The organism is Acerihabitans arboris, from assembly GCF_010131535.1.
Classification (GTDB): Bacteria; Pseudomonadota; Gammaproteobacteria; order Enterobacterales; family Enterobacteriaceae; genus Acerihabitans; species Acerihabitans arboris.
On record NZ_WUBS01000019.1, the window covers coordinates 72671 to 92993 of the forward strand.

The 20323-nt window shown below is 57.8% G+C and carries 20 protein-coding genes; 11 read left to right on the plus strand and 9 right to left on the minus strand.

Going from position 1 to position 20323, the window contains the following annotated elements:
* The first annotated feature begins 150 nt into the window (after nucleotides 1-150).
* Together mltA and tcdA are read left to right on the plus strand one after the other, a co-directional pair.
* Nucleotides 151-1308 carry a murein transglycosylase A gene (mltA, locus tag GRH90_RS22635; protein ID WP_162368242.1) on the plus strand — a complete coding sequence of 386 codons (1158 nt, stop codon included), beginning with the start codon at nucleotides 151-153 and terminating at the stop codon, nucleotides 1306-1308.
* A 32-nt stretch (nucleotides 1309-1340) separates the two neighbouring features.
* Nucleotides 1341-2216 carry a tRNA cyclic N6-threonylcarbamoyladenosine(37) synthase TcdA gene (gene tcdA / locus GRH90_RS22640; RefSeq protein ID WP_162368243.1) on the plus strand — a complete coding sequence of 292 codons (876 nt, stop codon included), beginning with the start codon at nucleotides 1341-1343 and terminating at the stop codon, nucleotides 2214-2216.
* Nucleotides 2217-2342: 126 nt separating this feature from the next.
* Here the strand turns inward: tcdA and csdE are convergent, their stop codons facing one another.
* Both csdE and csdA read right to left on the minus strand, forming a co-directional pair.
* Nucleotides 2343-2795, minus strand: coding sequence for a cysteine desulfurase sulfur acceptor subunit CsdE (gene csdE / locus GRH90_RS22645; RefSeq protein WP_162368244.1), 453 nt, complete (start codon nucleotides 2793-2795; stop codon nucleotides 2343-2345).
* A 20-nt stretch (nucleotides 2796-2815) separates the two neighbouring features.
* Entirely contained in the window at nucleotides 2816-4021 is a 1206-nt protein-coding gene (gene csdA, locus GRH90_RS22650) for a cysteine desulfurase CsdA (protein ID WP_162368245.1), read from the minus strand.
* Nucleotides 4022-4236: 215 nt separating this feature from the next.
* Here csdA and GRH90_RS22655 point away from each other — a divergent pair, with 215 nt between their 5' ends.
* From GRH90_RS22655 to rlmM, 4 genes are all read left to right on the plus strand, one after another.
* On the plus strand, nucleotides 4237-4458 hold the full coding sequence (locus GRH90_RS22655) for a YgdI/YgdR family lipoprotein (RefSeq protein ID WP_162368246.1): 222 nt from the start codon (nucleotides 4237-4239) through the stop codon (nucleotides 4456-4458).
* Between the two features lie 394 nt (nucleotides 4459-4852).
* Nucleotides 4853-5791: a transcriptional regulator GcvA gene (locus GRH90_RS22660; RefSeq protein ID WP_162368247.1), complete on the plus strand. Its 939-nt coding sequence runs from the start codon at nucleotides 4853-4855 to the stop codon at nucleotides 5789-5791.
* 37 nt (nucleotides 5792-5828) lie between these two features.
* Complete coding sequence (locus GRH90_RS22665) at nucleotides 5829-6224, plus strand: DUF423 domain-containing protein (RefSeq protein ID WP_178113337.1); 396 nt, start codon at nucleotides 5829-5831, stop codon at nucleotides 6222-6224.
* Complete coding sequence (gene rlmM / locus GRH90_RS22670) at nucleotides 6217-7317, plus strand: 23S rRNA (cytidine(2498)-2'-O)-methyltransferase RlmM (RefSeq protein ID WP_162368248.1); 1101 nt, start codon at nucleotides 6217-6219, stop codon at nucleotides 7315-7317. Before GRH90_RS22665 ends, rlmM begins: the two co-directional genes overlap by 8 nt.
* A gap of 485 nt (nucleotides 7318-7802) precedes the next feature.
* Here rlmM and xni read toward each other — a convergent pair whose 3' ends face one another.
* From xni to queF, 3 genes are all read right to left on the minus strand, one after another.
* Complete coding sequence (xni, locus tag GRH90_RS22675; RefSeq protein WP_162368249.1) at nucleotides 7803-8561, minus strand: flap endonuclease Xni; 759 nt, start codon at nucleotides 8559-8561, stop codon at nucleotides 7803-7805.
* A 90-nt stretch (nucleotides 8562-8651) separates the two neighbouring features.
* Nucleotides 8652-10016 (minus strand): nucleotide 5'-monophosphate nucleosidase PpnN, encoded by a 1365-nt coding sequence (gene ppnN / locus GRH90_RS22680; RefSeq protein WP_162368250.1) that lies wholly within the window; start codon nucleotides 10014-10016, stop codon nucleotides 8652-8654.
* 173 nt (nucleotides 10017-10189) lie between these two features.
* Nucleotides 10190-11062: an NADPH-dependent 7-cyano-7-deazaguanine reductase QueF gene (gene queF, locus GRH90_RS22685; RefSeq protein ID WP_162368251.1), complete on the minus strand. Its 873-nt coding sequence runs from the start codon at nucleotides 11060-11062 to the stop codon at nucleotides 10190-10192.
* Nucleotides 11063-11135: 73 nt separating this feature from the next.
* Between queF and syd the strand changes: the two genes are divergently transcribed.
* From syd to GRH90_RS22705, 4 genes are all read left to right on the plus strand, one after another.
* Nucleotides 11136-11684: a SecY-interacting protein gene (gene syd / locus GRH90_RS22690; protein ID WP_162368252.1), complete on the plus strand. Its 549-nt coding sequence runs from the start codon at nucleotides 11136-11138 to the stop codon at nucleotides 11682-11684.
* 736 nt (nucleotides 11685-12420) lie between these two features.
* On the plus strand, nucleotides 12421-12777 hold the full coding sequence (locus GRH90_RS22695; protein ID WP_162368253.1) for a YqcC family protein: 357 nt from the start codon (nucleotides 12421-12423) through the stop codon (nucleotides 12775-12777).
* Nucleotides 12770-13561 (plus strand): tRNA pseudouridine(65) synthase TruC, encoded by a 792-nt coding sequence (truC, locus tag GRH90_RS22700; protein ID WP_162368254.1) that lies wholly within the window; start codon nucleotides 12770-12772, stop codon nucleotides 13559-13561. Before GRH90_RS22695 ends, truC begins: the two co-directional genes overlap by 8 nt.
* Nucleotides 13562-13576: 15 nt before the next feature.
* Nucleotides 13577-14029 carry a flavodoxin gene (locus GRH90_RS22705; protein ID WP_162368255.1) on the plus strand — a complete coding sequence of 151 codons (453 nt, stop codon included), beginning with the start codon at nucleotides 13577-13579 and terminating at the stop codon, nucleotides 14027-14029.
* A 205-nt stretch (nucleotides 14030-14234) separates the two neighbouring features.
* Here the strand turns inward: GRH90_RS22705 and GRH90_RS22710 are convergent, their stop codons facing one another.
* The 4 genes from GRH90_RS22710 to map all read right to left on the minus strand — a co-directional run bounded on the left by GRH90_RS22710 (nucleotide 14235) and on the right by map (nucleotide 19247).
* On the minus strand, nucleotides 14235-14627 hold the full coding sequence (locus GRH90_RS22710) for a DUF3461 family protein (RefSeq protein ID WP_162368256.1): 393 nt from the start codon (nucleotides 14625-14627) through the stop codon (nucleotides 14235-14237).
* Between the two features lie 130 nt (nucleotides 14628-14757).
* Nucleotides 14758-15582, minus strand: coding sequence for a 2,3,4,5-tetrahydropyridine-2,6-dicarboxylate N-succinyltransferase (gene dapD / locus GRH90_RS22715; protein ID WP_162368257.1), 825 nt, complete (start codon nucleotides 15580-15582; stop codon nucleotides 14758-14760).
* A 74-nt stretch (nucleotides 15583-15656) separates the two neighbouring features.
* Entirely contained in the window at nucleotides 15657-18332 is a 2676-nt protein-coding gene (gene glnD, locus GRH90_RS22720) for a bifunctional uridylyltransferase/uridylyl-removing protein GlnD (RefSeq protein WP_162368258.1), read from the minus strand.
* Between the two features lie 120 nt (nucleotides 18333-18452).
* Nucleotides 18453-19247: a type I methionyl aminopeptidase gene (gene map / locus GRH90_RS22725; protein WP_162368259.1), complete on the minus strand. Its 795-nt coding sequence runs from the start codon at nucleotides 19245-19247 to the stop codon at nucleotides 18453-18455.
* Nucleotides 19248-19585: 338 nt separating this feature from the next.
* Here map and rpsB point away from each other — a divergent pair, with 338 nt between their 5' ends.
* Nucleotides 19586-20311 (plus strand): 30S ribosomal protein S2, encoded by a 726-nt coding sequence (gene rpsB / locus GRH90_RS22730; RefSeq protein WP_162368260.1) that lies wholly within the window; start codon nucleotides 19586-19588, stop codon nucleotides 20309-20311.
* The last annotated feature ends 12 nt before the right edge of the window (nucleotides 20312-20323 follow it).

Sequence of the window (20323 nt, forward strand, 5' to 3'; positions counted from 1 at the left end):
TATCATGATTTTTGTTTAAAGAGGCGTTTTTTTGCCTGTTTTATAATCAAAACAGGCGGTTGTTTTTGCAATAATACATTTATCTATTGAACCGCCTTTGCTATCGTTCGCCGTTGATACTTAGGCAAATGGAACCGGCATGAGAACTTTATGAACAAACAATGGGCACACTATCTTTTCATTGGCCTGATTCTCGCCATTCTGGCCGGATGTTCGTCGCGGCCCACCGATCGCGGACAACAATATAAAGATGGTCTTCTTACCCAGCCGTTCGGGCTGGTGAATGAACCCAATGCCAAGGGCCGGCCGGTCAACGCCAAGGATTACGCCGATCAGGTAACCGAAACGCAATATGCCGCGGCGGGACTCTACGGCCGCAACAGCGGCAATTTCAACGCCGTCAAGCGCTGGGCCATGGCGGGAGCCGATACCCGGCAGCTTAGCCAGTTCGGTATCAAGGCCTACCAGATGGAAGGGGTGGATAATTACGGCAACGTGCAGTTCACCGGCTATTATACCCCGGTGATAGAGGCCCGCTACACCCGCCAGGGCGAGTTCCAGTATCCGCTGTACCGCATGCCGCCCCGGGGCAAGAACCGTCTGCCCGATCGGGCGGCCATCAACGCCGGCGCCCTTGAGGGCCGCAACCTGGCCATCGGCTACAGCAATTCGCTGATGGATAATTTCATGATGGAAGTCCAGGGCAGCGGCTATGTCGATTACGGCGACGGCAGGCCGATGACCTTCTTTGGCTACGGCGGCAAAAACGGTCATCCCTATCGCAGCATTGGTAAAATACTTATCGATCGGGGCGACGTGGCGCGCGAGGATATGTCGATGCAGGCGATCCGGCAGTGGGCTTCCGGCCACAGCGAGGCGCAGGTACGCGAACTGCTCGAGGAGAATCCATCTTATGTATTCTTCAAACCGGTGCCTTTTGCGCCGGTAAAAGGCGCCAGCGCCGTGCCGTTGGTGGCCAAGGCGTCGGTGGCGTCGGACCGCTCGCTGATACCGGCCGGCACCACTCTGCTGGCGGAAGTGCCGCTGCTGGACAACGCCGGTAAATTTACCGGCAAATATGAGATGCGCCTGATGGTGGCCCTGGACGTGGGCGGCGCCATTAAAGGACAGCATTTTGATATCTACCAGGGCATCGGTCCCGATGCCGGCCATGCGGCGGGTTATTACAACCACTATGGCCGGGTCTGGGTACTGAAAGGGATGCAGGACAACGGCCCGTTAATCGCGGGCAGCGGCATGACAACCCAAACCGGTACCGGGCAGGTGCAGGTGACCTACGACAATTAGTGGATGTTGGCGAATTCAACAAGGTTAGCAAGATGAACGGGCATTATTCAGACGCATACCTGCAGCGTTTCGGCGGCACCGCCCGGTTATACGGCCGGCAGGCGCTTGAGGTGTTTTATCGTGCCCATATTTGCGTGATAGGCATCGGCGGGGTGGGATCGTGGGCGGCGGAGGCGCTGGCGCGCACCGGCATCGGCGCCATAACGCTTATTGATATGGATGATGTCTGCGTCACCAACACCAACCGCCAGATCCACGCGCTGCGCGAGCAGGTGGGTCAGCCGAAAACCGAGGTGATGGCCGCGCGCATCGCCTCGATCAATCCGGAGTGCGTGGTGACCTGCGTGGATGATTTTATCAATGCCGATAACGTCGCGGCCCTGCTGGATCGCGGTTTCGATTACGTCATCGACGCCATCGACAGCGTGCGGCCGAAAGCGGCGTTGCTCTCGTATTGCCGACGCTACAAGATACCGGTGGTGACCGTCGGCGGCGCCGGCGGTCAAATCGATCCTACCCGCATCGCGGTGGCCGATCTGGCGAAAACCATTCAGGACCCGCTGGCGGCAAAATTGCGCGAGCGGCTAAAGCATGATTTTAACGTGGTAAAAAACAGTAAGGGCAAATTAGGGATCGACTGCGTTTATTCCACCGAACATTTGGTTTACCCGCAGCCGGACGGGTCGGTCTGCGCGTCGCCTTCCACCGCTGAAGGACCTAAGCGCATGGATTGCGCCTCGGGATTCGGCGCGGCGACCATGGTCACCGCCAGCTTCGGTTTTATCGCCGTATCCCACGCGCTGAAAAAGATGCTCGCCAGGGCGGCCCGGCAGGGCGCCCCGCCAGCCCGGCGCGATCCCGCCAGCGCCGACGACGCGCTAACGGCGTTAAACGCCGCGCGTGATTAGCGGCATGCGCTGTTGGCCGGCGAAATGGCGGGCGCAAGCGGCAGGTGAAAGCTGCGGCGTAAGCTGCCGCGCAAGCACAGGAAGACAGCCTCTGAGCTCGGGCGCATAGGTGCCCGGCCCCCGGTTTCATTCAGCGTTGGATGCCGCGACAATAGCGTTAATCCGTCCGGCAATCGCCGCCAGCCCGCTGGCGCGGCTGACGCTGAGTTCGGCGCGCAGCCCCAGATCGTCGAACGGCGCCAGTGGATCCCGCAGATATAATTGTTGCGGGGTTTTGCCTTCGACACCGGCCAGTACGATGGCCAGCAGCCCCTTGACGATGCGCCCGTCGCTGTCGGCAAAAAAATGCAGCGTGCCGTCGCTTAGCCTTTGATAACCGAGCCAGACCCGGTTCTCGCAGCCGGTCAACAACGATTCCGGCGTTTTCAGCGCTTCCGGCAGCGCCGGCAGCGCCTTGGCCAGCATGATTATCTGCCGCAGGCGATCTTCCCACTGCCGGCAGCCGGCAAAGCGCCGCGCTAATTCCCGCATATCGAGCTCACGACCGAAGGGATGGTCGCCGGTTAATGTTTCTGTCATCAATCCATCCAAATCAGGAGTCAATCCCGCAGCAGGGATAAGGCTTTTTCAACCGCCGCCACCAGCCGGTCGACATCCTGGCGGGTATTATAGGGCGCAAAAGAGGCGCGCAGGGTGCCGGATACGCCCAATGCCGCCATCAGCGGCTGGGCGCAATGCTGCCCGGCGCGCAGGGATATGCCGTCCTGCGCCAGGATCATGGCGATATCCTGATGGTGAATGCCGCTAAATATAAAGGATAACAGGCTGGACCCCGGCGCGTGAAACGCGCGAAACCCCGGCAGCGCCGACAGGCGCTCCGCCGCCAGCCGGGCCAGCCCCGCGCTGTAACGCTCCGCCGCGCCCAGGTCTTGCGTGCGCAGCCAGTCCAGGGCGGCGCTTAACCCCAGTACCCCGGCGATATTGGGCGTGCCGGCCTCAAAGCGCATCGGTACCGCCTGGGGAAGGAAGCCGTCGAAACCAGCCCCGGTCAGCATCTTGCCGCCTCCCTGCCAGGGCGGCATCTGTTCGAGCAGCGCCGGTTTGCCGTAGAGCACGCCGATACCGGTCGGGCCATAGAGTTTATGGCCGGAAAAGGCGTAGAAATCAATATCCGCGTCCTGCACATCCATGGGGCGGTGCACCGCGCCCTGCGCGCCGTCCAGCATGATTGCCGCCTGCGGGTAGCGACGGATCCTGGCTATGACGGCGGCCAGATCCGGACAGCCGCCGGTGACGTTCGACATCTGGGTTAACGCCACGATGCGCGTGTTGCCGTTCATCAATCTTTCCAACTGCGCCAGGTCCGGCAACAGATCGTCCCCGAGCGGCCACCTGATCACCCGGGCGCCGGTTTGCTGCGCCGCCATCAGCCAGGGAACCAGGTTGGCATGGTGCTCGGCTTCGCTGACCAGGATTTCGTCTCCCGGCCGCAGGCGGGGCCGGGCATAGCTTTGCGCCACCAGGTTAATCGCCTCGGTGGTGCCCCGGGTCCAGACGATGGCGGCGGCCGGGGCATTTATCCAGACGGCCGTGTCGATCCGTGCCTGTTCATAACGGGCGGTCAGCGAGATGGCGCCGGGGTATTGGCCGCGGTGGACATTGCCGGTGCCATGGCGATAAAAGGCGTCGGTGGCATCGATGACCGCGTTGGGCTTGAGAGCGGTGGCGGCGCTGTCCAGATAAACCCAGTCGTTATTTAGCGCCGGGAAATGACGCCGGAAAGCGGCGCAGTCAAATTCGGTCATGGATCCCCTCATATACTCTGTTTAACGAAATACCGTTACAGACTTATCCTATTATCGCCGTGTTAAGGGGATAAGTAACAGGATTTACTGCCATTTTGTGGAAAAAACGGGAATGCTTGTTAAGCTAACTAGCATTAGGCAGGAAAAATACCTGCTTCCCCGCAAGCCCAATATAAAAATTCAATCTGCAAGTTTATATCTGCAAGGAGTCAAAAATGAAGAAAACAGCCGCAGTGATATCCGCCTTTCTGATTGCCCTGACATTGAGCGCATGCTCAAGTAATTATGTTTTGCATACCAACGACGGGCGGACCATCATGACTTCCGGAAAACCGAAGGTCGATGATGAAACCGGCATGATCGGCTATAAAGACGCGAACGGAACCGAACAGCAGATCAACCGTTCCGATGTAAAAGAAATGATGGAAGCGCAATAAACGCCCCAGTTATTTAAACGCATAAAAAAGCACCGCTTTACGCGGTGCTGCATATTTCGCTTTTTGGACAGACAGAGAAATGTTCAGTAAGGCTGAAAAAGTACAGCTGCAGCGCCTCTGTTTCAAATAACCGCATCAGGCTACCGCAAAAAGCTACAGACCTTAAGACAAGGTCAAAATTGGCAAACACAACATCACACCACAGGCCAAAAGCACGTCTGAATCGCAAAATCCAAACCCGCTTTTCGTTCCGGCCCGCGCGCGAGAGCATTACTATAGGTATTTGCTGGTGCATCCACAACGGACAAATTATAATGCCTCGGATAAAAAAAACTAATAGGTTAAGCATTCGTGCTCATCTTGCCCTCCATCGGTAGAGAAAAGTGTCCTGCTCATGTCTAAACGCTTACCGCCGCTGAATGCCCTACGGGTGTTCGATGCGGCCGCACGTCATCTAAGCTTTACCAAGGCGGCCGAGGAGCTGTTTGTTACCCAGGCAGCCGTCAGCCACCAGATTAAATCCCTGGAAGATTTCCTTGGGCTAAAACTGTTTCGCCGTCGCAACCGATCCCTGCTGCTAACCGAAGAGGGACAGAGCTACTATCTGGATATCAAGGAAATTTTCTCGTCCCTCGTCGACGCCACGCGCCGGCTGCAGTCACGCAGCGCCAAGGGCGCGTTAACCGTCAGCCTGTTGCCCAGTTTCGCCATCCAGTGGCTGGTGCCGCGTTTATCCAGTTTTAACTCCGCATGGCCGGGTATTGACGTACTGATCCAGGCGGTAGATCGTGAAGAGGATAAACTGGCCGATGACGTTGACGTCGGCATCTTTTACGGGCGCGGCAACTGGCCCGGCCTGCGGGTGGAAAAACTCTATGCGGAGTATTTATTGCCGGTCTGCGCGCCCGCGCTGCTGAGTGGGGCGCATCCGCTGAAGACACCGGAGGATTTAGCTCATCATACCCTGTTGCATGACGCGTCGCGCCGGGATTGGCAGGCATATACCCGGCAGTTGGGTTTGAATCATATCAATGTGCAGCAGGGACCGATTTTCAGCCACAGCGCCATGGTTTTGCAGGCGGCTATCCATGGGCAGGGCGTCGCGTTAGCCAATAATGTCATGGCGCAGACGGAAATCGAAGCGGGCAGGCTGGCCTGTCCGTTTAATGATGTATTGGTGAGTAAAAACGCTTTTTATCTGGTTTGTCATGACAGCCAGGCGGAAGTGGGTAAAATAGCCGCCTTTCGGCAATGGATCATCGGGCGCGCGGCCAGCGAGCAAGAGAAATTCCGTTTCCGTTATAATAACGGTCATACGGTTGAATCCGAATAACTATCACAATAACAACGTCATAATCAGGATTAACAAGATGCGTAGTCGCGCTATGTTGGTATTTGCCGCCGTCAGTGGTTTAATCTATGTCGCCCTCGGCGCTTTCGGCGCCCATCTCCTTAGCCAGACGCTGGGCGAGCTGGAGCTGGCCTGGCTGAAAACCGGCCTGGAATATCAAGGATTTCACACCCTGGCCGTGATGGCGCTGGCGGTCGCCATGCAGCGTAACGCCAGCGTATGGTTTTACTGGAGCGGGGCGCTGCTCGCCATCGGCATCGTTTTGTTCAGCGGCAGCCTCTACTGCCTGGCGCTTTCGCATTTACGCCTGTGGGTCTATATCACGCCGATAGGCGGAGCCTGCTTTCTGGCGGGATGGATTTTAATGTTAATTGGCGCATTGCGTCTGAAAAAGAAGGCCGATCGCCGTGAATAAAGTCATTTTATATTGCCGACCAGGATTTGAAAAAGAGTGTGCGTCGGAGATTACCGAAAAAGCCGGCGCGCTGGAAATTTATGGTTTTGTGCGGGTCAAGGATAACAGCGGCTACGTTATTTTCGAATGCTATCAGCATGAGGAAGCCGACCGCCTGATCCGCGAACTGCCGTTTTCCGACTTAATCTTTGCCCGGCAGATGCTGCTGACCGGGGAACTGCTGCGCGATTTGCCGATGGACGACCGCATCACGCCGATAGTCGGCATGCTGACCGGCGCGGTTAAAGGCGCCGGCGATTTGCGGGTGGAAGTGCCGGATACCAATGAAAGCAAAGAGCTGATGAAGTTCTGCCGTAAATTTACCGTGCCGCTGCGCGGAGCGCTGCGCGCGCAGAAAATTCTCGCCGTGCGCGAAGAACCGTTCCGTCCGGTTATCCACGTATTCTTTATTGCGCCCGGCTGCTGTTATGTCGGTTATTCCTATAGCAATAACAATTCGCCGTTTTATATGGGTATCCCGCGCCTGAAGTTCCCGTCCGAGGCGCCCAGCCGTTCAACCCTGAAACTAGAGGAAGCCTTCCATGTCTTTATCCCCCGCGATGAATGGGATGAACGGTTGGGCAGCGGCATGTACGCGGTGGATTTGGGCGCCTGCCCCGGCGGCTGGACCTATCAACTGGTACAGCGCAGCATGATGGTGCACGCGGTGGACAACGGCACCATGGCCGAAAGCCTGATGGCGACAGGGCAGGTGATCCATCATCGCGAGGACGGATTCCGGTTCGAGCCGCCGCGCAACAACGTGTACTGGTTGGTATGCGACATGGTGGAAAAACCGGCGCGGGTGGCGCAGCTGGCCGCCGATTGGGTGGTTAAGGGCTGGTGTCGCGAGGCCATCATCAACCTCAAGCTGCCGATGAAAAAACGCTATGAGGAAGTCAGCCAAAACCTGGCGCTGCTGCGGGACGCCCTGAAGGAAAACGATATTCACTCCGAGGTGCATGCCAAGCAGCTTTACCACGATCGCGAAGAAGTGACGGTGCATATCCGCCGGTTCTGGAGCGCGGTGCCGGGACGACGGGACGAACGCTAGTCCTGGCCGCCGATCGATATCATCATTATCGTTCGGCGGCAAAGCCGTTAAGGCTTTAACCCGCTATTTTGATCTATCCTTCCATACCCGCAGGATGCCGATAAATACTCTCTGATTATAAAATGTTTTAATGAATAATAAGGTGTTTCCAACGCTATTATTCTCTGGCTGCGCAATGCGGAGATTAATAACTGCCATTAATAGGTTAGTATTGTTATTTTTGTTAAATAATACATTCTGTCTGGATGGTATTATTCGACCTGAAAATGCCCTATTAATTATTATCGCGTTTTATAATGAACCGGTGAGTTATCTTTTTTAATGGGTGGGTTTAATCACAAAGAACAATTGGGAACGGATGACCGTTGCGGCCCGTTTTAGCCCGTATACTATTTTCAGGCCTGATACGCTGGTACCAGCGAACCTTAATACATAATAAAGCGGGACTGTATTTCCACCGACCCACCGACGCTTGCCGGTGCGCATCAACCGGCCGCGGGCAATCTTAATTGCTGCAAATTTCCAGCCAGGTGGATGCCGGTATCAAGCGTCGCCACCTGCTGGCAGATAAACGCCATTTCCCGCTGCTGCTCCAGCCGGGCGCGCCACTTGCCCACCTGATCCAACTGCTGGTACAGCGCGGTTAACGATCCGGCCTGGCCGATAAGCTGGGCGGCGGTTTTTGGACCGATGCCGGTGACGCCCGGGATTTTACTGCCGCTGATGCCGGCCAGGCCCCAATAATCGGTAAGCTGCTGCGGCTGGACGCCGAAGGTGTTGGTCACAAACGGCAAATCCAGCCAGCGCTTCTGGAAGTAATCGCGAATTTGAATCGACGGCGACAACAGCTGGCAATATCCCTTGTCGGTGGAAACCAGCGTCACGCGATGGCCGGCAACGGCCACCTTGCGCGCCAGCGTCGCCGCGATATCGTCCGCCTCGTAGCCCGCCAACTGCCAGCTCGGCACCCCCGCCTGGGCAAAGGATTGCTTGATAACCGGCAGCAGGGCGTGCAGATCGTCGGGCATCGGTGAACGCCCGCCCTTATATCCCGGCAGGCGCTGATGGCGCCAGCTGTCGTGGCGCTCGTCGTCGTCAAATACCGCCACCGCGTGGGTCGGTTCGCTGTGCATGAGCAATTGGTGCAACGCATGGCCGCAGGCGGGAGCGCATGACGCGCCCTGCACCGCGTGGATGCGGCGAATCAGGTTTAACGCATCGACAATCAATAAGTGAACCGACATGGCATACCGTCCTGATAATTTACCGGCGCGGCGGCGGGGCCTGCGCCGGCAAGCCGTGGTGCTGCCCGTGCCGGGTGGTGGGACGCGGGATTATATACATATCTCGTAGCAGGGGATATAGGCGCTGCCGGGCAGCTTCATCCGGTGCTGGGCGACAAAACCCTGCAGCAGGGTATCCATGCGTTTCATGATGGCCGGGTCGCCATGCAGCCTGTAGGGCCCGTACTGTTCGATAAGACGGATACCGTTTTCCTTGACGTTGCCGGACACAATGCCGGAAAAGGCCCGGCGCAGCGCCGAGGCCAGCAGTTCCGCCGGCTGGTCGCGATGCAGGTTCAGGTTGGCCATATTCTCGTGCGTCGGGTCAAACGGATGCTGCAGGTCCGGCGCGATGCGCAGCGACCAGTTGAAGCTGTAGGCGTCGCCGGTATTGCGGCGGTTCTCCTTAACTTCCGGCATCGCTTTTTTCATGCGCCGGGCCACTTCGGCGGCATCGTCGATAATGATGGTGTAATACCTGCGGGCCTGCTCGCCCAGCGTGCTGACAATAAACTCGTCCAGCACGCGAAAATAATCGGCGCTGATGCCGGGACCGGTCAGGATCAGCGGCAGTACCTGATTTTTATTCTCCGGGTTCATCATGATGCCCAGCAGGTAAAGCAGCTCTTCGGCGGTGCCGACGCCGCCGGGGAAGATGATGATCCCATGGCCGATACGCACGAAGGCCTCGAGGCGTTTTTCGATATCCGGCATGATAATCAGTTCATTGACCAGCGGGTTCGGCGGTTCGGCGGCGATAATCGACGGTTCGGTCATGCCGATAAACCGTCCTTCCTTGTAGCGCTGCTGGGCATGGCCCACCGCCGCGCCTTTCATCGGCGCCTCCATGGCGCCCGGTCCGCAGCCGGTGCAGATATTCAGCTCGCGCAGGCCCAGCTGGCTGCCGACATTGCGCGCATAGAGATATTCGGTTTCGTTGATGGAATGCCCGCCCCAGCAGACAATCATGTTCGGCGCCTCGCCCACGTGCAGGCCGCGGGCGTTGCGCATGATGGAAAACACCAGGTTGGTGATATGAGCCGGGTTTTGCAGGTTAAGGCGCTGGTGATGGCCGGCGCTGACAATCTGGCCGCTGACGAACAGGATATCGCGCAGCACCGCGAACAGGTTGGCCTGCAGCGAGCGGATAAGGCGGCCGTCGACAAAAGCTTCCCCAGGCGGGTTGACCAGCTCGAGCTTGACGCCGCGCTCGCGGCGCAGCACGTTGATTTCGAAATCCTGGTAGCGGGCCAGCAGCTCCTTGCTGCTGTCGGTCTGGCTGCCGGAATTGAGCACGGCCAGCGAGCAGTTGCGATACAGCCGGTAAAGATCGCTGCTGGCGGTACGCTTGAGCATATCGACTTCAAGTTGCGACAATAAATCCATTGAGCCAAGGGGGCTGATATGGGTAATCAATATAACTCCTTGTTGTGCGACTCGGCACAAAAACATTAGACAGTCGAACTGGCCACCGATGCGCCCGGTGGCGCCGCGTTCGCTTCTTTGTTGTTAAGTTAACAATAATAATGCCAGGGCGGTTTTACCAACCGGCCGTGACGAAATACGCCTGAGTTGCGCGCCCGCGCGCATTATTGCCGCGCCAGGCGACTTTTGACCGGCGCAAAATCGGTATTGCTGCGCCAGGGGTTAATGTCCAGCCCGCCGCGCCGGGTATAACGCGCGTAAACCGATAAGCGTTCGGGCCGGCAAAAACGCATCAGGTCGGTGTAAATCCGTTCCACGCACTGCTCGTGGAATTCATTATGCTGGCGGAACGACACCAGGTAGCGCAGCAGGGCTTCGCGATCGATACGCGGGCCATGGTAGCTGATTTGTATGGATCCCCAGTCGGGCTGGTGGGTAATCAGGCAGTTGGATTTCAGCACATGGCTGACCAGGGTTTCGCTGACGGCGGGGTGATTGCCGGCGTTATCCCCGACGGCATGTCTCAGCCAATCGGCGCTGAAGGCATATTCATCGATACTGATGTCTTGCTCATCAATGCACTCGCCGGCAAAATCGACAATCGGTTGCTGGGTCAGCTCACCGAGCCTGAACAGCGTTACGTCCACCTCGCCCGCGGCGCAGCGGGCGAGATCGCGGATTAATATTTCCCGCACCGTGGCCCAGTCGGCAAACCGGGTTTGATTGAAGCTGTTAAGATAGAGTTTAAAGCTCTTGGATTCAATCAGGTTAAGGCTTTTGGCATCCAGGCTGACTTCGCCCACCGCCACCTGGGGCAAGCCTTTTTCATTGAGCCATGACAGCTCGTACAGCGTCCAGATATCGGCGCCGTGAAACGGCAGCGCCCGCGTGTCCGCGGCGGAAGTGATGCCCAGCGGATCGCGGTTGAGCGAGCGCGGCACCGCCTGCAGCAGCGTGGCGTCGTAGCTGTCGTGATAGGCGGTGGGTTTGCCCAGCGTCAAGTGGTCCAGGGTGCGGCGATCTTCGTTAATGGACATATTGTATCAACCTAAATGTTCCGTATTGCAATGGGCTTAGTGTAACGTAGAGAGTCGTAAGATGAGAGAGAATATGGATTACCAAGTGTCACGGGCACTAGAGGATTTTACCCGCCGTTATCAGCACCACTGGCAGTCTCTCACCGGCCATGCGCCCGCCAGCCGGGCGTTGTTTGGCGTTCCTTCGCCCTGCGTCGTCGGCGAGGACGATCATCAGGTATTCTGGCAACCCCGCCAGCCGGTGGAGGCATTGACGCTCGCGGGCGTCGAACGGGCGATGGACTTGCAATTGCAACCGGCGGCCTGGGCGTTTTACTGTAGCCAGCTTGCCGGCGATATGTCCGCCCGTTTCCAGGGACAATCCCTTGAGCTGCTGCAGGTCTGGAGCGAGCCGGACGGGGTGCGCATCCAGGAGAATTTAATCGGCCACCTGCTGATGCAAAAAAGGCTTAAGCTGCCGCCCACCCTGTTTATCGCCACCACCGACTCCGAACTGAGCCTGATTTCACTGTCCAACCTCACCGGCGAAATCCTGCTCGAGGAGGTCGGCCGTAAAAAACGTAGCGTCCTGGCGCCCAGCCTCCAAGACTTCTTATCGCTGCTGGATCCCTGTGTAACATGAAAAACTCTGGCGAATTCGTTGAAAAGCTTGTAAGAGATCTCGCACATTGCTTGTGAGATAATGCTAGTATTTCATGTTTATTTTTCGCTAATAATCGAAATTAAACTAATTTAATCAATAGATTAATTAACATAATTAACAGTGCGGCAGTAAACAATGTTTACTATAAGCAGTAACCGTCTTGTATAAGCGGTTCGATTAAGCGATCTTACCATTCGGTTCGGGACGCGGCAAACGCCGGTCGTGCCGGGCCGGACATAGGGAAGGGTTCAGGATGAACTGTAACAGGGATGGCTTCATGAAGAGGCCCGGACGATTCAGGATGATGATCGGGACACCTCCAGGATGGAGAATGTGAGCGGGTCAGGGATCACCAGCGGGGCGGGAATGCCTGATGGAAATACGTTAGACAACGTAGGCGGCTTTCAAGGACGGAGATTGCCGACACGGAGTGTTGCAAAGTTATCGTGAATATAACGCTTATCATGGATGAATGCAGGGAGCACAACAATAGCGGGATTGCTATAAACGAACCGGGGGTACTGTAGCTACAGTACCCCCTTTTCTTTTCCGCGCCATGCCATGCCGCTCCATCGCCCCGCGCCGGCCGCCGATCCCATTATGGGTAAAACCCCCGATGGCGGGATATGTCATAATTAGCCCCGGGCAGGGTTCGGTGCTATGCTTTGCCGTTTTGTAAAACCGGGCGCAGCAAGCCTTCAGCGGGGAGCATACGATGGAATTCCACCAACAGGTTCGCCAACGGCTGTTTGATGTCGAACAGGCGATGCGCGCGTTATCGATTTGGCAGCCGCTGCCGCCGGCGCGGGACGCCTTCGACAGTCCGGAGCCGTTCTGTATCGATACCATGCGGCCCGAGCAGTGGCTGCAATGGATTTTGCTGCCGCGAATGCATGCCCTGCTGGACCAGCGGGCGGCGCTGCCGCGGCGCTTCGCCATCACCCCCTATTTCGAAGAGGCGTTGCCCCACGCCACGCGGTTGCTCGGCGCTTTGCAGCGGCTTGACGACTTACTTAACATCGATCCCGACCCGGATCCCCACCCCAAGGCGCCGGAAATCCAGCATGATTGAAATATGTTACCAGGATGAATATATCGTGGCGGTCAATAAGCCGGCGGGGTGGCTGGTGCACCGCAGCTGGCTGGATCGCCGGGAAAAAGTGGTGGTGATGCAAACGGTGCGCGACATGGTGGGGCAACATGTCTTTACCGTCCACCGCCTGGATCGTCCCACCTCGGGCGTGCTGTTGCTGGCGCTGTCAAGCGAGGTGGCGCGCAGTTTATCCGGGCAGTTCGAGCAGCATCAGGTCAGGAAAACCTACCATGCGGTGGCGCGCGGTTATATGGAAGGCGAGGGCGTGATTGATTATGCCCTGACCCAGGAACTGGACAAGATAGCCGACAAATTCGCCCAGCCGGACAAAGCGCCGCAGTCGGCGGTAAGCCGTTACCGCGCGCTGGCCCGGGTGGAAATGCCGGTGGCTATTGGCCGTTACCCCACCTCCCGCTACAGCCTGATGGAACTGTTGCCGCAAACCGGCCGCAAACACCAGCTGCGCCGCCATATGTCCCATTTGCACCACCCGCTTATCGGCGACTCCACCCACGGCGATTTGCGCCAGAACCGCGGGTTTGCCCGCACTTTTGACTGCGCGCGTTTGATGTTGCACGCCAGCTGCCTGGAGTTAACCCATCCGGTCACCGGTAAAGCGTTAAAAATCAACGCGAGCTGGGATCGGGTCTGGCAGGATCTGATGATCCGCTTCGGCTGGACGGGTATTATCCCTGAATATGAAAGGGTTGAGTTTCCCGGGGCATCGGGTCAGGATATGGCATCTTCTCTGCTTATCGAATAAAAGGGAGTCAAAGCAATGGCCCAAGTGGGTATTTTTGTCGGCACCGTTTACGGTAATGCCTTATTGGTCGCCGAAGAAGCGGAAGCCATCCTGGCTGAACAGGGCCACGAGGTGAAATTGTTTGACGAGGGCACGCTGGAGTCCTGGCAGTACTATCGTCACCACTATGTGCTGGTCATCACTTCCACTACCGGCCAGGGCAATTTCCCGGACTCCATCGCGCCGCTGTTCCAGGCGGTGAAGGATCACGTCGGTTACCAGCCGGAGCTGCGCTATGGACTGATAGCCCTGGGCGACAGCAGCTATGATAATTTCTGCGGCGCAGGCCATACGTTTGACGCGCTGTTGCAGGAACAGGGCGCCGTCAGGATAGGGGAACTGCTGGAAATCGATGCATCGGCGCATCCGGAACCGGAAGTGGTCTCCAGCCCCTGGGTCAATAGCTGGGCCGAATTAATCAAGGCTTAACACCCAGGCACCCCATGGCATGCCCGAGCGAGTACCCTACGGCTCGCTAGTCCCGCCGCCACCGCACCCAAGGCAGGCCTCAAGGGATCGCGTGCCAATGGGGTCGACGCGGCCTTCCCAGGCCGCCGGAATGCCCCATGGCATGCCGGTCCCGCTATCACCTATGTCGAACACCCTGCGTTAACGGGAAAGCGCCCCGCAGGGTTTAGGATTTGTTGCGGGTCAGCTTTTCCAGATCGGATTCGATCTCGGCGATCTTATTGGATACCACGCTTTCCAGATGGCGCAAATCCTCCAGAATCTTATGTTTTAAATCCACCTCGGTCTGGTCGCGCAGGCAAAGCTGATCCAACTCGTCAATCACATAGCGCAGGTTTGGGCTGATCTCGTTGATTTCCCGATAACCCTCGGCAGCGTTATCGGAAACGACGGTCTTGCGCTGCCGGGGATATTTAAATTTAACGCTCTTGGCAAAAAACTCGCCTTTATCCCGCCGAAAATAAATTTTCAGAATGTCGTTATTGGCTTCCTGACGCAGGCTGTATCGGTCGATATCGTCCGGATGATTAACGCCAAGGCTTTTAAGATTATCGTACATAGCGCTACCTCTGGTATGTGATGCCGGGTTTCCGGGATGATTATGACGCCCTCAGGCGCCATAAAATGTGATTAACGGCTGAATTTGCAGCCAAATATCCGGGCGGCTAACGCTTTCGCCACTAAAGATATTAGTCTATCGTGCGCAACAGCTCATTGATACCGACCTTGCCGCGGGTTTTGGCGTCGACTTTCTTGACGATCACCGCGCAATACAGACTGTAGCCTCCGTCTTTCGACGGCAGGTTGCCGGAAACCACCACCGAGCCGGCGGGCACGCGGCCGTAGTGGACTTCCCCGGTTTCACGGTCATAGATCTTGGTGCTCTGGCCGATAAACACGCCCATGGAAATCACCGAGCCTTCCTCGACGATCACGCCTTCCACCACTTCCGAACGCGCGCCGATAAAGCAGTTGTCCTCGATAATGGTGGGGTTGGCCTGCAGCGGCTCCAGCACGCCGCCGATGCCGACGCCGCCGGACAGGTGGACGTTCTTGCCGATCTGCGCGCATGATCCCACGGTCGCCCAGGTATCGACCATGGTGCCTTCATCGACATAGGCGCCGATATTCACATAGGACGGCATCAGCACGGTGTTGCGGGCGATAAACGCGCCCTGGCGCACGCTGGCGGGCGGCACGACGCGAAACCCCTCGCGTTGGAAACGCGCGGCGTCGTAGCCGGCGAATTTCATCGGCACTTTATCGAAATAGCGCGTTTCGGCGCCTTCCATGACCTGGTTGTCACTGATGCGAAATGACAGCAATACCGCTTTTTTCAGCCATTGATGGGTGATCCATTCACCATTGATTTTTTCCGCCACGCGCAGCGCGCCGCTGTCCAATTGGCTGATAACCCGCTGCACCGCATCGATGGTGACGCCGTCGGCCGTGGCCGGCGTAATGTCCGCGCGGCGCTCAAAGGCGTTTTCAATGATCTGTTGTAATTGCTGCATCCTGTCTGTGTCCCGTGTCTTGTCGAATGAAATAAATTTAGCGCGGCGGCGTTGCCGTCCGCCTATTACTTGTATCATATTTTATCGTTTGGGTTGAGCGCCTCTGTCAAGCGTTGCTCCAGTTCATGCTGGATTTCCGGGCTTAACGCGCGCCGATCGCTGCCGGCCAGGATAAATAAATCCTCTACCCGCTCGCCGATGGTGGAAATCCGGGCGCCGTGCAGCGATACGCCTAAATCGACAAAGACCTCGCTCACCCGCGCCAGCAGGCCCGGCTGATCGAGCGCCGTCAGTTCCAGGTAGCTGCGCCTGTCGGACTGGGTCGGCAGGAACACCACCGAGGTGGCGACGTTGAAATGCCGCAGCTTCGGCGACGGGCGGCGTACGCGCGGGTGCTGGTATTTGCCCGGCTGCAGCGTCTGCAGCAGCGCCTGGCCGATAACCTGGTGGCGATCCGGCGCCAGCGGGCTGCCGTCCGGCTCCAGCACCACAAAGGTATCCATCGCCATGCCGTCGCGGTTGGTAAAAATCTGCGCGTCGTGCACGCTCAGGTTGCGCCGGTCCAGTTCGCCGGTCACGGCGGCGAACAGATAAGGACGATCCTGGTTCCAGATAAAGATTTCGGTGCCGCCGCGGGTGGCCTGCGGGCTGATTAACACCAGCGGTTCATTGGAATGGTGGCGCAGCAGATGACGGGCGTGCCAGGCCAGCTGGTTCGGCGAGTGGCGCAGGAAATAATCCGCGCGGCAGCGGTTCCAGATGTCGTGCAGCGCCTCCTCGTCGATGTTTTCCATGCGCAGCAGCGACAGCGCCTGCATCCGGTGATGGCGGATCCTGGCGCGCATATCCGGCGCGCTTTGCATGCCGCGGCGCAGGAGTTTCTCGGTGGCGAAAAACAGTTCGCGCAGCAGGCTTTGCTTCCAGCTGTTCCACAGGGTTTCATTGGTGGCGCAGATATCGGCCACCGTCAGGCACAGCAGGTAATGCAGCCGGCTTTCGGTCTGCACCTCGGCGGCAAATTCCCGCAGCACGTCCGGATCCTGGATGTCCCGCCGCTGGGCCGTGACCGACATCACCAGGTGGTAACGCACCAGCCAGGACACCAGTTGGGCTTCCCGCGAGTGCAGGCCGTGCAGCTCGGCGAATTCCAGCGCGTCCTTGGCGCCCAGTTGGGAATGATCGCCGCCGCGGCCCTTGGCGATATCATGGAACAGCGCCGCCAGCAGCAGCAGATGCTGGTGCGCCAGGCGGGGGAACAGCTCCACGCATAACGGATGCTGCGGGCGCACCTGCTCGTCGGCAAAGCTCTCAAGCTTCATCAGTACGCGGATGGTGTGTTCGTCGACGGTATAGGCATGGAACAGATCGAACTGCATCTGCCCGACAATATTGCTCCACTGCGGCATATAGGCCCATAGCACGCTATGGCGATGCATTGGCAGCAGGGCGTGCCGCACCGCGCCCGGATGGCGTAGGATGGCCATGAACAGCTGGCGGGCCTTGGGGTTATTGCACAACGGTTCGCCCAGGTGGCGGCGGGCGTAGCGCAGCTGGCGCAGCGTGGCGGAGTAGATGCCGGTGATTTTCTGGTGCACCACCATCTGGTAGAACATCCGCAGTATGGCTTCCGGCTCGCGCGCAAACAGCGTTTCGTCACGCAGGTCGATCAGGCTGCCGCGCAGCTGGAAGTCGGCGTCCAGCGGCTGCGGCTTGTCGTCCGGCCCCAGGGCCAGGATGGCCTCGTCGAAGAGTTGCAGCAGCATCTGGTTTAACTCGCCGACGCGGCGGGTGACGCGGAAAAAATCCTTCATCATGCGCTCAACCGGCACATTGCCCTCGCCGCGATAGCGTAATATTTGCGCCACGCTTTGCTGGCGGTCGAACAACAGCCGGTTGTCATACCGGTTCAGCACCAGGTGCAGCGCGAAGCGGATGCGCCAGAGGAAACTCTGGCATTCGTTGAGCTCATCGCGCTCGGCCTGGGTGAGGAAGCCGAAACCGACCATTTCATCAAGCGACGTGGCGCCGAAATGGCGATGGGCCACCCACAAGAGCGTATGGATATCCCGCAGGCCGCCAGGGCTGCTTTTGATATCCGGCTCCAGGTTGTAGCTGGTGCCGTGGTAGCGCTGGTGCCGCTCCTCCTGCTCCGCCAGCTTGGCCGGGAAAAACTGGCCGGAAGGCCAGAATTCCTCGCTGAAAATGCTTTTTTGCAGTTTCAGGAATAACGCCACGTCGCCGCAGATCAGCCGCGACTCAATCAAATTGGTGGCGACGGTTAAATCCGCCAGTCCTTCCTGCAGGCATTGCTCCAGGGTGCGGACGCTATGGCCGACTTCCAGTTTTAAATCCCACAGCAGCGTCAGCAGTTCGCTAACGGCATGGGCCTGCCCGGACGACAAGGGGGCCTGACTCAGCACCAGCACGTCGATATCCGACAATGGGTGCAGCTCCGCGCGGCCATAACCGCCTACCGCCACCAGCGCCGTTTCCGGCACCGCGCCGAAACCATACAACCGCCACAGCTGCCGCAGCAACTGGTCGATATACAGCGCCCGCGCGTCGATCAGCGTTTCCGCGGGCACCCCGGCGTTAAACGCCTCCGCCAGCCAGGCCTGGAAATCATCCAGGCGGCTTTTGAGAAACGTACGGTTCAGGGCATCGTCGGGCCAGGTCAGCGGCGACGCGGGCTTGGCCGGCAGGGCGATGGCGGGGGGCTTATCGGCGTACAGCAGGATTTTATCCGGCATAGATGACCCAAAGTAAAGCAGGCAGGTCCGGGGAGGGGCGTATCGACCCCGGACTACCCGCGAGAGGATAAGACATGGCGCGCGAGTCGCCGCCGGTGGGCGGACGCTGCGCGGTTAACATCAGGCCGGATGCGTAATTACCGTCGGCAGGGTGTCGTCGCTGCGCAGGGTCATTATTTCACAACCATTATCGGTGACAACAATAGTATGTTCGTACTGCGCCGACAAGCTGCGATCCTTGGTCTTCACCGTCCAGCCGTCCTTCATGGTGCGGATGCGGTAATCGCCGGCGTTGACCATGGGCTCAATGGTAAACGCCATGCCCGGCTGCAGTATCACGCCGCCGTCATCGGCATCGTAGTGCAGGACCTGGGGCTCTTCGTGAAAACCCTCGCCGATGCCGTGGCCGCAATATTCGCGCACCACGGAGAAATTCTCGGCTTCGACAAACTGCTGGATGGCCTTGCCCAGGGTGCGCAGGCGAATACCGGGTTTCACCATCTTGATGGCCAGGTACAGGCTCTCCCTGGTGATGCGGCACAGGCGCTCGCCGAGGATGGTCGGCTTGCCGACGATGAACATTTTGGACGTGTCGCCGTGGAAGCCGTCCTTGATGACCGTTACGTCGATATTGATGATATCGCCGTCCTTAAGTATTTTTTCGTCCGAGGGAATGCCGTGGCAGACCACTTCGTTAACGGAGATGCAGACGGACTTCGGATAACCGTGATAGCCCAGGCTGGCGGAAATGGCGTGCTGATGCACGGTAATATGCTCATGGCACAGGCGATCGAGTTCACCGGTGCTGACGCCGGGCACCACATGAGGTTCGATGATTTCCAGTACTTCGGCGGCAAGTTTGCCGGCAACGCGCATTTTGACGATATCGTCGGAATTTTTAATTGGAATGGCCATGAATAGATCCACCGTCGGCGTGAATGTCGACAATATTATGATTAAGCTTAAGTAGAGGATAATGTTACCAGTCCTGCCGTAAGACTGCCAAATTATCATTTGATGCCGGTGCGGGAACTGAACAAAGAGTGGAGTCCGGGCGCGGATTATGGTATAAAGCGCGCCGACGATCGGCGTAGAGTATTTTGGTCCTATGCGTCGTCTAGATCAACTAAACTCAATTGTGTAATTACACACACGTGTCGGCACATACGCCGGGGTGCCTTGGCCAGTAGGGCGGGGTCGGTCGTATGGGATACGTGGAGGCATAACCCCAAACTTTAACAAGAGGTTTAATCATGGCAACTGTTTCCATGCGTGACATGCTCAAGGCCGGTGTACATTTCGGTCACCAGACCCGTTACTGGAATCCGAAAATGAAGCCTTTCATCTTCGGTTCGCGTAATAAAGTACACATCATCAACCTTGAGCAAACGGTACCGATGTTCAACGACGCCCTGGCTGAATTGAATAAAATCGCCTCCCGCAAAGGTAAAATCCTGTTTGTCGGCACCAAGCGCGCGGCAAGTGAAGCGGTAAAAGAAGCTGCCAACAGCTGCGATCAGTTCTTCGTGAATCATCGCTGGTTAGGCGGGATGTTGACCAACTGGAAAACGGTTCGTCAGTCCATCAAGCGTTTGAAGGATCTGGAAACCCAGTCCCAGGACGGTACGTTCGAAAAGCTGACCAAGAAAGAGGCGCTGATGCGCACTCGCGAACTGGCCAAGCTGGAAAACAGCCTGGGCGGTATCAAGGACATGGGCGGCCTGCCTGATGCGCTGTTTGTTATCGATGCCGAGCACGAGCACATCGCTATCAAAGAAGCGAACAACCTGGGCATCCCGGTGTTCTCTATCGTTGATACCAACTCCGATCCGGACGGCGTGGACTTCATCATCCCGGGTAACGACGATGCCATCCGCGCCATCAACCTGTACCTGACCGCCGTAGCCACCGCCGTTCGCGAAGGCCGCTCTCAGGACCTGGTTGAACAGGCCGAAGAAAGCTTTGTGGAAACTGAATAATAAGGCATGCTC